This is a genomic window from Halalkalibacter nanhaiisediminis (assembly GCF_007830185.1).
Taxonomy (GTDB): domain Bacteria; phylum Bacillota; class Bacilli; order Bacillales; family Bacillaceae_D; genus Halalkalibacter; species Halalkalibacter nanhaiisediminis.
Window position 1 is genome coordinate 42,720 of record NZ_VLKZ01000014.1, and the last position, 14,369, is coordinate 57,088.

Annotated in this window: 15 protein-coding genes; 1 reads left to right on the forward strand and 14 read right to left on the reverse strand. The window is 39.6% G+C overall.

Annotated features, from left to right (window positions below; translation table 11 throughout):
* Positions 1–105: 105 nt before the first annotated feature.
* From IQ10_RS17080 to IQ10_RS17095, 4 genes are all read right to left on the reverse strand, one after another.
* Positions 106–873 (reverse strand): TatD family hydrolase, encoded by a 768-nt coding sequence (locus tag IQ10_RS17080; protein ID WP_144451678.1) that lies wholly within the window; start codon positions 871–873, stop codon positions 106–108.
* Between the two features lie 93 nt (positions 874–966).
* Positions 967–2,958, reverse strand: a complete 1,992-nt coding sequence (gene metG / locus IQ10_RS17085; RefSeq protein WP_144451679.1) for a methionine--tRNA ligase — start codon at positions 2,956–2,958, stop codon at positions 967–969.
* A gap of 379 nt (positions 2,959–3,337) precedes the next feature.
* A complete protein-coding gene (locus tag IQ10_RS17090; protein ID WP_144451680.1) occupies positions 3,338–5,170 on the reverse strand; it encodes an ATP-binding protein in 1,833 nt (610 codons plus the stop codon).
* A 22-nt stretch (positions 5,171–5,192) separates the two neighbouring features.
* Entirely contained in the window at positions 5,193–6,146 is a 954-nt protein-coding gene (locus tag IQ10_RS17095) for a DNA double-strand break repair nuclease NurA (RefSeq protein WP_144451681.1), read from the reverse strand.
* A gap of 213 nt (positions 6,147–6,359) precedes the next feature.
* On the opposite strand from IQ10_RS17095, the gene abrB reads away from it, so the two are divergent.
* Positions 6,360–6,650 carry a transition state genes transcriptional regulator AbrB gene (gene abrB / locus IQ10_RS17100; RefSeq protein WP_144451682.1) on the forward strand — a complete coding sequence of 97 codons (291 nt, stop codon included), beginning with the start codon at positions 6,360–6,362 and terminating at the stop codon, positions 6,648–6,650.
* A 78-nt stretch (positions 6,651–6,728) separates the two neighbouring features.
* Here the strand turns inward: abrB and rsmI are convergent, their stop codons facing one another.
* The 10 genes from rsmI to IQ10_RS17150 all read right to left on the reverse strand — a co-directional run bounded on the left by rsmI (position 6,729) and on the right by IQ10_RS17150 (position 13,812).
* Positions 6,729–7,595, reverse strand: coding sequence for a 16S rRNA (cytidine(1402)-2'-O)-methyltransferase (gene rsmI, locus IQ10_RS17105; RefSeq protein ID WP_144451683.1), 867 nt, complete (start codon positions 7,593–7,595; stop codon positions 6,729–6,731).
* Positions 7,579–7,848 carry a GIY-YIG nuclease family protein gene (locus IQ10_RS17110; protein WP_144451684.1) on the reverse strand — a complete coding sequence of 90 codons (270 nt, stop codon included), beginning with the start codon at positions 7,846–7,848 and terminating at the stop codon, positions 7,579–7,581. The genes rsmI and IQ10_RS17110 overlap by 17 nt, the downstream gene beginning before the upstream one ends.
* Positions 7,845–8,582, reverse strand: a complete 738-nt coding sequence (locus IQ10_RS17115) for a tRNA1(Val) (adenine(37)-N6)-methyltransferase (RefSeq protein WP_144451685.1) — start codon at positions 8,580–8,582, stop codon at positions 7,845–7,847. Before IQ10_RS17115 ends, IQ10_RS17110 begins: the two co-directional genes overlap by 4 nt.
* Before the next feature lie 89 nt (positions 8,583–8,671).
* Positions 8,672–9,025, reverse strand: coding sequence for a DNA replication initiation control protein YabA (gene yabA / locus IQ10_RS17120; protein ID WP_144451686.1), 354 nt, complete (start codon positions 9,023–9,025; stop codon positions 8,672–8,674).
* Positions 9,026–9,040: 15 nt separating this feature from the next.
* A complete protein-coding gene (locus tag IQ10_RS17125; protein WP_144451687.1) occupies positions 9,041–9,868 on the reverse strand; it encodes a PSP1 domain-containing protein in 828 nt (275 codons plus the stop codon).
* A gap of 4 nt (positions 9,869–9,872) precedes the next feature.
* Positions 9,873–10,862 (reverse strand): DNA polymerase III subunit delta', encoded by a 990-nt coding sequence (holB, locus tag IQ10_RS17130; protein ID WP_144451688.1) that lies wholly within the window; start codon positions 10,860–10,862, stop codon positions 9,873–9,875.
* Positions 10,863–10,876: 14 nt separating this feature from the next.
* Complete coding sequence (gene darA / locus IQ10_RS17135; protein ID WP_144451689.1) at positions 10,877–11,206, reverse strand: cyclic di-AMP receptor DarA; 330 nt, start codon at positions 11,204–11,206, stop codon at positions 10,877–10,879.
* Between the two features lie 57 nt (positions 11,207–11,263).
* A complete protein-coding gene (gene tmk, locus IQ10_RS17140) occupies positions 11,264–11,908 on the reverse strand; it encodes a dTMP kinase (protein WP_144451690.1) in 645 nt (214 codons plus the stop codon).
* Positions 11,905–13,356 (reverse strand): aminotransferase class I/II-fold pyridoxal phosphate-dependent enzyme, encoded by a 1,452-nt coding sequence (locus IQ10_RS17145; protein WP_144451691.1) that lies wholly within the window; start codon positions 13,354–13,356, stop codon positions 11,905–11,907. Before IQ10_RS17145 ends, tmk begins: the two co-directional genes overlap by 4 nt.
* Positions 13,357–13,608: 252 nt before the next feature.
* A complete protein-coding gene (locus tag IQ10_RS17150; protein ID WP_144451692.1) occupies positions 13,609–13,812 on the reverse strand; it encodes a sigma factor G inhibitor Gin in 204 nt (67 codons plus the stop codon).
* Positions 13,813–14,369 lie beyond the last annotated feature (557 nt).

Sequence of the window (14,369 nt, forward strand, 5' to 3'; positions counted from 1 at the left end):
AAACTTCTCGACACGTCCAATCTATGCAAACAAAGGCTTGTGTAGAACTTTTTCGAAGGAAAGAATGAACAGACAAACTTCGTCACGCCCCGTCAAAATAGACTATCAAGAAATGTTAAAAAGTTTTTTTGCATTTTCGGTTGTTTGTCTCGTTAACTCTTCATAGCTGATCTCTCTCAGCTCGGCAATCTGCTCTGCCACAAGTTTGACATAAGCAGGCTCATTTCGTTTTCCGCGATAAGGATGCGGGGCCAAATATGGGCAGTCTGTTTCAATTAACAAACGATCAAATGGAATCGCTTTGGCCACTTCTTTTGGCCGCTTGGCATTTTTGAACGTAACAGGACCTCCGAGTGAAATATAGAAATTCATATCTAAGCACTGCTTAGCTATTTCCACACTCCCACCAAAGCAGTGCATAATTCCACCAACAACACTAGCCTCTTCTTCTTTTAAAATATCAACAATATCTTGATCGGCTTCACGGTTATGGATGATGATCGGTAACTTCACTTTTTTCGCTAAACGAATTTGTTTACGAAAAACCTCTTTTTGAATGTCTTTAGGCGACTTATCCCAATGATAATCCAGGCCCATTTCACCGAGAGCAACAACTTTAGGATGAGTTGCAAGCTCTTCTAACCAATGCAAATGTTCATCCTTCATATCAATAGCCTCAACAGGATGCCAACCAACTGCTGCATATAGCATGTCATAACGTTCAACTAGCTCAATAGCACGTTTGATCGTCAACTCATCAAAACCGACGACAACCATATTCACAACACCTGCTTCTTTGGCACGCGTCATAACATCCTCAAGGTCTTCCTCAAACTGATCTGCGTTTAAATGTACATGTGTATCAAAAAGCATTTTTCCCTATCCTCTCTATTGATCAATATTATTATATAAATATAATTATATAAGAATGAAAGGAGAGAATCATCGACTCTCCCCCTTTTCATCTTATTTTACTTGTGCCCCATTCGGTAAATGACCGTCTATCGTTGCTAACTGAAGCTTCTTCCCTTTTGAACCAGCTAAAATCATACCTTGAGAAAGTTCTCCTCTTAGTTTAACCGGCTTCAAATTTGTTACACAGATAACTTTTTTTCCAACAAGATCTTCTGGAGAATAATATTTTGCAATACCAGATACAACTTGACGTTGCTCAGAGCCGAGATCTAACTGAATTTTTAGCAGTCGATCAGCTCCTGGAACTGGTTCTGCTTTCAATACTTCTGCTACTTTTAACTCAACTTTTGAAAAATCATCGATTGTAATTTCATCGACTTCTGGTACATCTTGCTTATCTTCTTTCTGATCTTCAGGCTGCTTCAATGTTCCACCCATTTGCTCGACAATATAGGCCACTTCTTCTTGCATATCAAGCCTTGGGAAAATTGGTTCTCCTTTTTCAATAGCCGTTCCAGCAGGGATTTGGGCAAATGCTTGAATTGATGTCCAATCTGTGATCGTTTCCTTTAATCCGAGCTGTTGCCAAATCTTTTTCGGTGTTTCCGTCATAAATGGTTGGATTAAGACGGATACATAACGCAGGGATTCAGCTAAATGGTACATAACAGAACCAAGCTCTTCTTGTTTGGATTCATCCTTTGCTAGCATCCATGGTTGTGTTTCATCAATGTACTTATTTGTACGACTAACAAGTTGCCAAATAGCCGTCAGCGCAACAGAGAACTCCATATCTTCCATTGCCTCTTCTACTTTTACCACTGTTGCTTGGACTAAATCAAGAAGGTCAGCATCAAAAGGTGTTGCATCCTTAACGTAAGTAGGAATCTTACCATCAAAATATTTGTTAATCATCGCAACTGTACGATTTAATAAATTTCCAAGATCGTTTGCTAGGTCATAATTGACTCGTTCAACAAATCCTTCAGGTGTGAACACCCCATCTGAACCAAATGGCACTTCTCGAAGTAGATAATAACGAAGGGCATCCAAGCCGTAACGATCAATTAATGGTACTGGATCAACAACATTTCCTTTTGATTTCGACATTTTCCCGTCTTTCATTAATAACCAGCCGTGACCAAACACTTTTTTCGGTAATGGCAAGTCTAATGCCATCAACATAATCGGCCAATAAATCGTGTGGAAGCGAACGATTTCTTTTCCGACAAGATGAACATCTGCTGGCCAAAACTTTTGATAGAGTTGATCATCGTCATTCCCATAACCAAGAGCAGTAATATAGTTAGATAACGCATCAATCCATACATAAACAACATGCTTTGGATTGCTTGGTACTTGAACACCCCATGTAAAAGATGTTCTTGAAACCGCTAAGTCTTCAAGACCTGGCTTAATAAAATTGTTAATCATTTCATTTTTACGCGATTCAGGTTGGATAAACGATGGATTTTCTTCATAATATTTCAGCAACCTATCGGCATATTTACTCATTTTAAAGAAATACGATTGTTCACGAACCTTTTCAACAGGATGTCCACTATCTGGGCTCTTTCCACCAATAATCTTGCCATTCTCATCCTTAATCGGATCAACAAGCTGTCTTTCTGTATAGAAGGTTTCATCTGGAATCGAATACCAGCCCTCATACTCATCCAAGTAAATGTCTCCTTGTGCAAGCAAGCGCTCAAAAATTTGCGCAACAACCTTCTTATGGCGTTCTTCTGTTGTACGAATAAAATCATCATAAGAAATATCAAGCTTTTTCCAAAGATCTTGAATACCAGCGACAATTTCGTCTGTGAACTGCTGCGGTGTTTGCCCTTTATCGGCCGCCTTTTGTTCAATTTTCTGTCCATGTTCATCTGTCCCTGTTAAATAGCGCACCTCATAGCCACGTAAGCGCTTGTACCTTGCCATCGCATCACCAGCAACCGTCGTATACGCATGTCCAATATGGAGCTTATCACTCGGATAATAAATTGGTGTCGTTAAGTAAAATGTCTTTTTTTGTTCTGTCACGTTCATATCCTCCTCTTTTTTTGCATAGAAAAAGCCCTCATCCGCATCGGGACGAGAGCGACTCTCACGTGGTACCACCCAGCTTCCCTTTTCACTTCACAGCAAAAAGGCTCACGAAGTCAATTCGCTTTGACTTCCTCTGTTAACGCCAGCTACGTCGTTCCCTTATGGCATCATCATCATGCACACTCGAAAACGAATTCCTCCCAGGACCATTTTCCAACCATCATCTATACCGGTTTCCAGCTACCCCGGCTCTCTGCATAGCACGCGCTACCTATAGACAAACCTGCCGTACTTATCCCTTCATCGGATGTCACCTTATTCATCAATTATACCTTCATACTACCCAAAATATACCGAATTCCGTCCATCCCTGTCAAGGTCGCGTATAAAGCGTTGCGAATGGGGTTTTTTCTTTTTTGATCACCCCTTCATTACTTAGCCGTTCTAATTCCTTTTTCCACGTCTGAACATCCCAACTTTTCTTAGCCGCGGCGTTTAATTCTGTTAGATGGTTCATAATACTCATCTCAGCCATTGGCAAATGCGGATCGAGTATTTCTACTAATTGATCTGTATCTTTTTTATTCATTTCTTTTAATTCATCAAATGGATTTAATGTGTGTGGACTTGATGAATGAGCAAGCCTGATCCTTACTGCCATCGTTCTTCCCATAATCGCTGAGGAGACAAATACATCGCCTGAACGAAGATACGGGAGGCGTTTCCCTTCTTCATGCGTTAAATCCGTTTCTTCCTTAATCGTTTGAATATCTGTTCCACGCACCGTCCGAAAAACAAATTTCGAATTGAGCTGTGCGGTAATCGTTTCATCAAGTAACGTCGGGCGCTGCGTCGCAAAAACGAGGAACACCCCGTACTTCCTCCCCTCTTGCGCAATTTCCTTTAAAACAGATTTAGCAGGCGCGTCGTATCCTTTTGGCGCAAAATTATGAGCTTCATCTGTCACAATCACAAAAGGAGGAAAGAATTCTCCCTGCTGTTGCTGGAGCTTCGCATCCTTATATGTACGTCTTTTTCCATAAAGAGCACCAACGACATAGCTTGAGAATACTTGAAGTAACCAAACAGGGCCTTGAACCACAACTAGCTGACCAGCATGAATGCCTTGTTCAATTGAACGAATATTTTGTTGAAACAAACCCGCTTGATAAAGCCGATTGACGCGCCACTGAATCCCCTTAACCGATGCAAGTGGCAGGCTGCCAAATTGATCAAGAAGCTTACGGTATGTATCATAGCGTGCAAGCTCTTCTCGTGACATTCCAGCATCATGTACCATTGCTTCTACTTTTTGCTTTCCTAATTCAAGTGCACTTGCTAAATTCGACACTCGATCACTAAAAGACTGATAGCTATCCTTTCGCTTATGAATCGTTTGAATAACATTAACCATCGATTCAGTTAATGAACCTGCAGCCGACAACAGTCGCTCCACATCTCTAACAGAAAGCGCAGAAAAATCTACACCAACATCTTGACCAATTTGAACGACAATATAACGATCTTGATATGATTTTGCCTCAGTTACCCCTTCTGCTTTCGCGGCAAAATTCATTTCAAAATGTGGATCAAATACTAATGTAGGAATGCGGAGTTTCATTAACTCTTCTAGTACGACACGTAATCCAAATGATTTACCAGAACCAGATCCGCCAAACACACCAATATGCGGATATTGCTGCATCGCTCTAATATCAAAGATGAATGGCACCCCGTTTTGCTCTCTAATCCCGTCATGATCTTGAATTTGAAGCAATCCTTTTAACGATTCAGGAAGTGTTGGATCAATAAAATCAGTAGATTTCACCTCACCAAGAATGAGCCCTTCCTCGGGTTTTGCTTTAACTAATAATGAAGAAATTTCATCAAAATGAGGATGTCTTACCTTAGCTCCTGTCTGAATCGGTTGAACCGCTTCTGCAAATAAACGCACCTTCGCTAAATGAATATCATCAGCACCGATGTCATAGCCAATATGTTCTAATGTTTTCAGCACTTGATCATCTGCTAAACCTTTGTCAAAACCCATCGGAATATAACGGTTATAGGAAAACGTTTCGACTACTTCTCCTTTGGGCTGATATAAGTCTTCATCTTCCATCACAAGCATTTCATTCATTCGAAATTTATGTGTCTTTGAGGCGACATACACCTCATGCTGGGTTGTTACACCAACTATTTGCATTGAATTCTGCCTCCTTTATCTTTTAATAAGGCCTTCCATGACGCTTTTTCACAAAAAAACGTTGCCTGATTTCTGAATCGATATATTGTTCAACAAGAGCTTCGACGAGTTTATCTGTCACTCTCACTTCTCTGTCAACATAATCAAGCCATAATGGAATACCTCTACCATGTTGTGGCGTTAATGTTAATAAAAGACTGGCTACCTCATTTTTCATATGCGCTTGCTCTTCTAATAAATCAAAACCAGTAATTGCTGGGTCTGTACTTAATCTCATCCAAACGGATTGAAGTCCTGCTTTATGTTGAATTTGTTCAATATAAAGCATTTCTTCCTGTGCTAATACGCCAAACAGAAGATCTCGATCATAAGCTTTGGGCCGCTTCCGGTAGTTTGCAAAAGAATCTAACTGAACCAAATTCTCTGTTGTAATCTCTTCTGAAACGCCAACTAAAAGAACCTGTTGGTCCAGCGCTTTTTTTCTGAGTCTTTCCCACTCATCAGGAGCATCAATGCGGTAATGATACAAAGCCCCGTCCATCAAAAGAAGCGCAATATCCCTTTTTTCAAGGAGCTGATAAGCAGCCTCTAATTCAAGCTTTGCTAAAATATGCGCTCTCCAGTTCACTCCTTCTTCTTCTGACCTTTTCTCATCAATTAAAGGAGCATAAATATCTGTGGTCAAACACTCAACTCCTGATGTTGTTTTCGCTAGTCCTTGAAATAAATAAAGCAGATGAGGAGCATCTCCTTTTGTCTGATTAACAGAACCATCGACCGCTGCTACCTCACGTCCAATTAACCAATTTGACAAATATTTTGTCGAAAAGCGTTGTATTTGTCGAATGATAGCGCCAGATTCCTTCAATTTTTGTCGAATTATCTTTTTTTCATCTGTTGAATGACTATATACACTTCTAAATAAACCATTTATTCCCTTGATTTTTTCTACTAATTCAGGAGAAATTTCCAACATTCTTTTATCACCTCACATCAAAATTAGCGTTTTATTAGCATTTTATTAGTATTTTTGGTACAAATAAAAAATTTCCAACTATTTATCATAAAAATACAGAAAAAAGTAATTGACTCCTTTTGGAAACACTGGTATTCTTAGTTCAGATAGAAAAATGTCGAAAAATGACACATAAAAATAAACATGTATAAGTCTGAGAGGAGACGATTTAATATGAAATCCACTGGTATTGTTCGTAAGGTTGATGAATTAGGACGCGTAGTTATTCCAATTGAACTTCGTCGTACACTTGATATTGCTGAAAAGGATGCTCTTGAAATCTATGTTGATAACGAGCGTATTATCTTGAAAAAGTACAAGCCAAACATGACTTGCCAAATCACTGGTGAAGTATCTGATGATAACTTATCAATCGCAAATGGCAAAATCATTCTTAGCCCACAAGGTGCAGAAGAAATCTTAAAAGATCTTCAAGATTACCTTTCTCGTACAACACAAGCTTAATTAAAATCATCATTGTTAAAAAGGATCTAGTTTTCCAGATCCTTTTTTTATTTAAACATGTAGCGTTTATATTCTTTCTTACGTTTGATGATAAGCTGCATACACATCTCTTTTTGAAACGTCACGCTCCCGAGCTACTTGCTTAATGGCATCCTTTGACGACATGCCTAATTCAATATAATGGTTAACGTGTTGAATCTCTGATAATGTATCCCACCATTTATCAGCTTGCTCCTCCTCTGTACGCCCTTCTACGACTAAACAAAACTCACCTTTAATCATTCCGTGCTCACACCACTCAATCGCTTCTTCAAGAGTCCCTCGCTGATATTCTTCAAACTTCTTCGTTAATTCCCGACAAATGCTCACTTGGCGATTACCGAGTACCTGAAACATAGCTTGCAATGCTTCCTTTAAACGATGCGGAGATTCATAGAACAGCAATGTTGCCGTGCTTTGCTTTACTTGCTCTAACAGCTCAAGCCTCTGTTTATTTTGCCGTGGTAAAAACCCAATGAACTGAAATTGATAAGTCGGTAGTCCAGAGGCAATGAGACTAGTCAGCGCAGCATTAGCACCAGGAAGAGCTATCACACGGATATCTTCCTCTATTGCCTCACGAACTAACTCTTGACCGGGATCAGAAATAGCAGGCATGCCCGCATCACTAACGAGGGCAACCACTTTTCCATTCTTGATGTGCTCGATTAGAGATAATCCAGCCTTCTCCTTGTTATGTTCATGATAACTGACAAGTGATGCTTCAATTTCGAAATGACGCAATAGCTTCATTGTCTGTCTCGTATCTTCTGCTGCAACAAGATCTGCTTCCTTTAAAATCCGAACCGCACGATAGGTCATATCTTCAAGATTTCCAATTGGAGTGGGGACAAGATAAAGGACACCTTCTGTTCCTTCATCTAAAAAACTATTTTGTTGTTTCATCTTGGTTTTCCTTTCTGTCCACAAATTCTTCTTTTTGTTTACGCTTTAGCTGCTTCAAATCATATTCAGCTCGCAATGCTTCCGCTTTCGTCTGATACGCTTTTTGATACACAAGAGAAAAGGGGCCTCTCCCCCGTGTGTACTTTGCCCCTTTCCCTTGTTCATGCATCTTCAGTCTTCTTTCAACATCGGTGGTATATCCGGTATACCATGTACCATCCTTACATTCGAGAATATAAATAAAATGATTCATCGTCCAATATACACCTCATGGAACTGACTAGTATATTCACCATTTTCATTGTATACAGTTAATGGCTCAAGACAAGTGACTCCTGATTTTCCATCTTTGATCCCTTCAACAAGGACCATATTCGCTTCTTTTCCTACTTTCGGATAAATAAACTGGATTCGCTTTGGTTCAATACGATAGGAACGCATGAGAGTCAAAATATCAGTTAATCGTTCCGGCCGATGAACAAGCGCCACTTTCCCCTTTTGCTTTACATATTGACTACATACCCGAATGACATCTTCAAGTGAACAATGAATTTCATGACGAGCAATCGCCAAATGTAAATTGCGATTCCGTTCTTCTTCGGTCACCGTTTCAAAGTAAGGAGGATTGCACGTAATCACATCGAACGATGACCGAACGATATCATCAGGCATATGATTCAAATCAGCACAAACCAACCGTATTCGTTCATTTAATTCGTTCAATTCCACTGTTCGCTCAGCTATATGAACTAGCCTGTTTTGAATTTCAATTCCAATTAATTCAGCCTTTGTTCTTGTCGAAAGGAGTAATGGAACCACCCCGTTCCCCGTACATAGATCAAGAATGCGTCCCTTTTGGATCGGAACACGGACAAAGCGGGCTAACAAAACCGCATCAATGGAAAATGAAAACACAGTTGGGCTTTGGATCACCTTTAATTCTGTTCCTGCAATATAGTCTAGTCTCTCATCATCTAATAATTCCACTGTTCCCGTGCACTCCTTGAATATTTATTAAAAGAAAGAACAGACCTCTCGATTTGCACGAAAGGTCTGTCCCCGTAACTGTCAGCCCATTATTTTTGATGCAAAAATGAAAGGCAGAACAAGCAATCATCTCCATCTGAACGAATACTTCCATAGTGCGTATTACAGACGTGGAAGCCTTCTTGGTACAGCCTCGCTAAATTATCATAACCTTCACCGATAAACGACTTTTTAGCACGCGATTGCTTATTTGATCCTTTCTCCAATTGATTCTCATCTTGCGACTCAAGACGTTCACGGAGATTCTCATTTTCAATGCGCAGGGCATGGTTTTCTTCTATTAAATAGGCAAGCTGATCTTTTAATCCGCGCAATTCATGATGCAGCTCACCCAGCCGTTCTTCAAGTTGGCTCACCTGTGTAAAAATTGCCTTTTTGTCCACGCTGCTCCCACCTCATTATTCTGCGGCTTCTGTCGACACAACTTCTTTATTCATTAACTCATCCATCGTAAATTCGAGCACGCGTTCTCCATCAGACAATTCAACTTGAATAAGACGTTCTAATAAATTAAGCCCGATCACTTTCCCTTTTCCATGAGGAGTCTGAATACGTTTACCAACATCAGGAAGCTCTTGTTTTGCTGATTCATACATATCATTCTCGTATTTCAGGCAGCACATTAGTCGGCCACATAAACCTGAAATTTTCGCAGGGTTTAAGGAAAGATTCTGATCTTTTGCCATTTTAATCGAAACTGGTTCAAAGTCTCCTAGAAACGAAGAGCAGCAGAGCACTCGTCCACATGGTCCAATACCACCAAGCATTTTTGCTTCATCACGAACCCCAATTTGACGCAATTCAATTCTCGTGCGGAAAATCGCTGCTAGGTCCTTCACTAGCTCTCTAAAATCGATTCGACCATCCGCTGTAAAGTAAAACAAAACCTTATTTCGATCAAATGTATATTCAACATCGACAAGCTTCATATCGAGCTCATGCTCTGTAATCTTCTGCGTACAAACGTCAAACGCCTTCTTTGCAGCATCAAGATTTTCTTGAACAGTCAACTTGTCTTTCTTTGTTGCGATTCTGATCACTTGTTTTAATGGGAGAACAACATCATTTTCGCCGACAGATTTTGTTCCAATGACAACCCGGCCATATTCAACGCCTCGTGATGTCTCAACAATTACTGTTTCCCCTTTCTCCAACTGAAACGTACCAGGGGAGAAATAATAGATTTTGCCCGCTTTCTTAAAGCGAACGCCCACAACTTGATGCAATCTTCTATCCCTCCTGTATATTAAGCAACAGCTTCTCCATTAATAGCTGAGGATTCACATTGGCGATAAGATGCCTTTTCGCCTCAAGGACTGAAGACATCTTTTGGCTCAATCGATCCTGCGAGCTTAAGAGCGCATGTTGTTCAAATTCCTTTTTTTGGTCAATAAAGGTGATGGAATCAACCTTTCCGACCTTTGTATACATCAGATCTCTTAACCATAAGAGGATCATATCTAGACCAATTTCTTGCTGCCATCTTTCTTTAAAAAGAGGTAACCACTTCTCTTGCAGCGTGAAAAGAACTTGATTTGGTCTATTATAAAGCTCTTCCATCAATTGTATCACTACGCTTCGTGCTTGTGCAATCCAATCCCCTTCTATTAAGTGCATCGCTTCCTCGTAACTTGTTGTTAAACTAGCTAATAAACTGGAAATCACACTAGAATTCCCTTCTTTTTCAAGCTTGTCTAAAAATAATTGTCTTGATAGCGGTGCAAAGGTCAACAGTTGACTACGCGATTGGATCGTCGGCAATATTCTCTGGCCTTGTTCCGTTAATAATAACGCGAGCGTAGGTGATGTTGGCTCCTCCAAAAATTTCAGGAGACTATTAGCCGCACTTGCCGTCATTAAGTCAGCATGATTTACGATGTAGACCTTCTTGTCCGATTCAACGCCTCGATACGTAAATTCCTTTTGCAAATACTCTACCTGATGCTTCTTAATCGATTGTCCATCAGGTTCAATGATATGAACATCTGGATGGTTCCCATTTTCAATTCGTTTACAATCACTGCATGTTTGACAAGCCTCTACATGATCTATATTTCGACAAAAGAAGCTCTTCGCTAGTTGAAGAGCTACTCGTTTTTTTCCTGTTCCCCTGCTCCCCTCAAACAAATAAGCATGAGCAAGACGATCCTTTTCCATTGTCTTCATAAGTAACTGCACGACTCTCGGTTGTATTTCTTTTAATTGCTCCCATGAATCCATTTATCTACACACCTTTAAAATTGTTCAAATCTCTCAACTGGTAAGACAAAGACGGTTGCCCCACCAACCTGTACCTCAACAGGATAAGGAACATATGAATCGGCATTACCGCCCATCGGTGATATTGGTGCAACAAGCTGATTGCGACTTTGGCAATTTTCTTTAATGATAGACATGACATTTTCGACATGCTCATTCTCTGTTCCAATTAAAAAGGTCGTATTACCAGCCTTCAAAAATCCTCCTGTACTAGCTAGTTTCGTAGCACGATGATTAGCCTTTACTAAGGCATCCGACAGGCGGTTACTATCCTTATCTTGAACAACTGCCATAATTAATTTCATCTTCATCAGCTCCTTTATCAATAGAATATGCAAGCGTAAGTGCCTTGGTATAATGCTTCAATTTATCTTTTTAGATTGTAAAAACAAATCGATTTGCTGCAACGCATCTTTATAAACATCATCAAATGTTTGATTTGCATCAATACGTTTCATCCGATGACCAAACTGATCAAGAACCATTTTATAACCTTCGTGTACACGTTTATGGAACTGCATTTTTTCCTGATCCAGTCGATTTATTTCACGGTTATTATCTGCCTGAATACGCGTTAGACCAACTTTTGGATCAACATCAAAGTATAGCGTTAAATCAGGCATATACCCTTCAATGGCAAATTCATTAATAGCTTTCACTTCTTCAAAGCCAATTCCTCTTGCATAACCCTGATAAACCAAGCTACTATCAACAAAACGGTCACAAAGAACAATGTATCCCTCATTTAATGCTGGAATAACCTTTTCGACTAAATGCTGGCGACGAGCGGCCGCGTAGAGCAAAGCCTCTGTACGACGATCCATTTCAGTATGATTAACATCTAAAATAACCGTACGAATCTTTTCAGAGATTCGAATGCCACCAGGCTCTCTCGTCCTTAGCACTGAATACCCTTTCTCTTTAAGAGCAGATTCCACTCGATCTAAGACACTTGTCTTACCAGCTCCTTCGCCGCCTTCAACTGTAATAAAATACCCTTTATTCATTCTTTCTCCTCCGAATCAATAACGAAAACCGTTTCAAACCCTTCCTCATGCCCCTGAAATCTTGCTCCCGCCTGTTTTAATTGTTTAATCTTCATAAGTAACCCTTGATTTATTTTTTCTCCTGCTAACACTAAAGGAACACCTGGTGGATACGGAATAAGTGTTTCTGCCGCGATCAATCCATTTGCATTTGAAAGAGGAACTGCCTTTTTAGGTAAAGATCGGATTTTACTAGGGAAAACATGAAGCTTACTAATCTCATTTTCTTGTCTCGTCGATAATCGATCATTCTTCTCTACAACAATTTGATAAGGTGAAAGAAGTTCTTTTAACTTTTCCAATGCATCTTTCCCAATAGAAGATATCCCTAATCCAAGTACGAGTAAAACATGTTTCTCATCAGCCATTTCAGGAAAGAGACCTACTTCATAGAAAAGCTTTTGCAGTTCATATCCTGTTAAGGTTGTTGTTGATTTAATTGTAACTTTTAATGGATCAGAATGGTACCTTTCTTCATCCCAATTCATTACTTTGATTTGGTCTATAGTAGCTAATTCTTGCTTTAGCTCCTCAACTCCTGCAAGAATACGCTTCAATATTTGATCGTCTAATGAGTCGACATAAGCTCTAGCACCATCAAGAGAAGCCATTAATAAGTAAGATGGACTGCTGGATTGAAACATCGTTAGTGCTTCTTTAAGACATTGCTGTTGGTCGTTTGAAAGAGTTGATCCAATATGTAAAAAGGAACTCATCGTTAAAGCAGGGAGCATTTTATGCGCCGATTGAACAACAGCATCTGCACCAAGAGCTAAAGTCGATGGTGGAAACGGACGTCCTAAACAATAATGAGGCGCATGTGCTTCATCAACTAACACAAGCAGATCGTGTTGTTTTGCGAGTTCAATCGTCGGTAAAACATCTATACTAACCCCGAAATAGTTTGGATATGTTAGTATCAACCCCTTCGCTTCTGGATAAAGAGCTATTGCTTTCTGTAATATCTCACTATTAATTCCCATCGGCAGACCTGACATTGCATCATACTCTGGTGTAAGAAGAATCGGGGTAACGCCAGCAATTTGTGCCGCATGAAAAACGGATTTGTGACTATTCCGTTGAATAAAAACGACATCTCTAGGTTCAAATAAGGCATAAACCATCGCCAAATTGCCAACGGTTGTTCCACCTACCAAAAAGAATGTTTCTTCTGCGCCGTAAAGCTGTGCAGCCTTACGTTGGGCATCTTTTATAGGTCCTGAGGGAGCATGTAAATCATCCAAACCTTCTAATTCTGTTACATCATAAGGCAGTACATTTCTAAAGTCATTATGTAAGCTTTCATGAAAATAGAGACCATTTTTATGCCCTGGCACATGAAAGGAAGCTTTGCTTTTCTGTTGATGTTCTTTTATTGCTTCAATTAAAGGTACATTTTTATGTTGCAAGATACGATCGTCCCTCCTGTAAGTTGTTTAGATATCACTAATAAACAAACTTGTCCATTTGTCTATTATACCAATATTAGCTATGCAAGTTAGAACGAGATACCTTCCTTATCATGTTTATCTATTACTTGTTCATCAATATATGAAAAAACCTAGCAACTATAAATAGAGAAGGAGTTGACTAGGTTTTTCGTTCATATTTATGAAATTTACTATTCATAGCGTTTTCTTCTTACTTAAGACAGATTATTTTTAATCATATAGAAATGTAGAAGCAGTCTTTACCTTTTTCACATAGTTATCGTACACCCGAGTTTTGACATCTGATTTTACAATTTCTTCTTCACAATTGGCACAGAAAAAAGCATGAACAATATGAATTCCTTCTTGTTTATTCTCCTTACAGATGACACAAACATTTGTTAGCCGTATGTGCATGACTCTGGTTTTCAACACTCCATCACCCCTGCCATCATTATCGGCCGCCCATCACATTTTTAAACGTCTCTTCTTTTTCACTCTATTCTATTTAAGTATCTTTTGTGCCTATCCAAGTAAAATTTTTTCATTTGGTCCATCTCTATCCTGTTTAAGTAGGAGATCAGCAAAACAAATCAACTTGTGAGCTTTAGTTAGATACATCTATAACTAATCTTTTATACATAAAAAAGCAATCCATAATGGAATGCTTTTAAGTGCCCGACCACGTCACTTGCTCGCCATTCCTCTTTTACAGGGATGGTGATCACCACGCTACTTCAAAAAGAAACTCATGTAGCTTACGAAAAGAAATAAGCTCGTCTTATAGGGGGACATGAGCTAGTTCAATGAAGCTCATTCATACTGCTACCATCGGCTTTTTCTTAGAAGATACTGCTCCTTCAGACTAGAGCTCTTCAACACCTTGAGCAATCATTTTATGCACACAAAAAAACACAACCCTATTGGATTGTGCTTTAATCGCCCGGCAACGTCCTACTCTCACAGGGGGAAGCCCCCAACTACCATCGGCG

Excerpts from the sequence above, each read along its gene's own strand:
- IQ10_RS17080 (WP_144451678.1), bottom strand. The coding sequence starts at position 873 with ATGCTTTTTGATACACATGTACATTTAAACGCAGATCAGTTTGAGGAA.
- IQ10_RS17090 (WP_144451680.1), bottom strand. The coding sequence starts at position 5,170 with ATGCAAATAGTTGGTGTAACAACCCAGCATGAGGTGTATGTCGCCTCA.
- IQ10_RS17095 (WP_144451681.1), bottom strand. The coding sequence starts at position 6,146 with ATGTTGGAAATTTCTCCTGAATTAGTAGAAAAAATCAAGGGAATAAAT.
- abrB (WP_144451682.1), top strand. The coding sequence starts at position 6,360 with ATGAAATCCACTGGTATTGTTCGTAAGGTTGATGAATTAGGACGCGTA.
- rsmI (WP_144451683.1), bottom strand. The coding sequence starts at position 7,595 with ATGAAACAACAAAATAGTTTTTTAGATGAAGGAACAGAAGGTGTCCTT.
- IQ10_RS17110 (WP_144451684.1), bottom strand. The coding sequence starts at position 7,848 with ATGAATCATTTTATTTATATTCTCGAATGTAAGGATGGTACATGGTAT.
- holB (WP_144451688.1), bottom strand. The coding sequence starts at position 10,862 with ATGGATTCATGGGAGCAATTAAAAGAAATACAACCGAGAGTCGTGCAG.
- darA (WP_144451689.1), bottom strand. The coding sequence starts at position 11,206 with ATGAAATTAATTATGGCAGTTGTTCAAGATAAGGATAGTAACCGCCTG.
- tmk (WP_144451690.1), bottom strand. The coding sequence starts at position 11,908 with ATGAATAAAGGGTATTTTATTACAGTTGAAGGCGGCGAAGGAGCTGGT.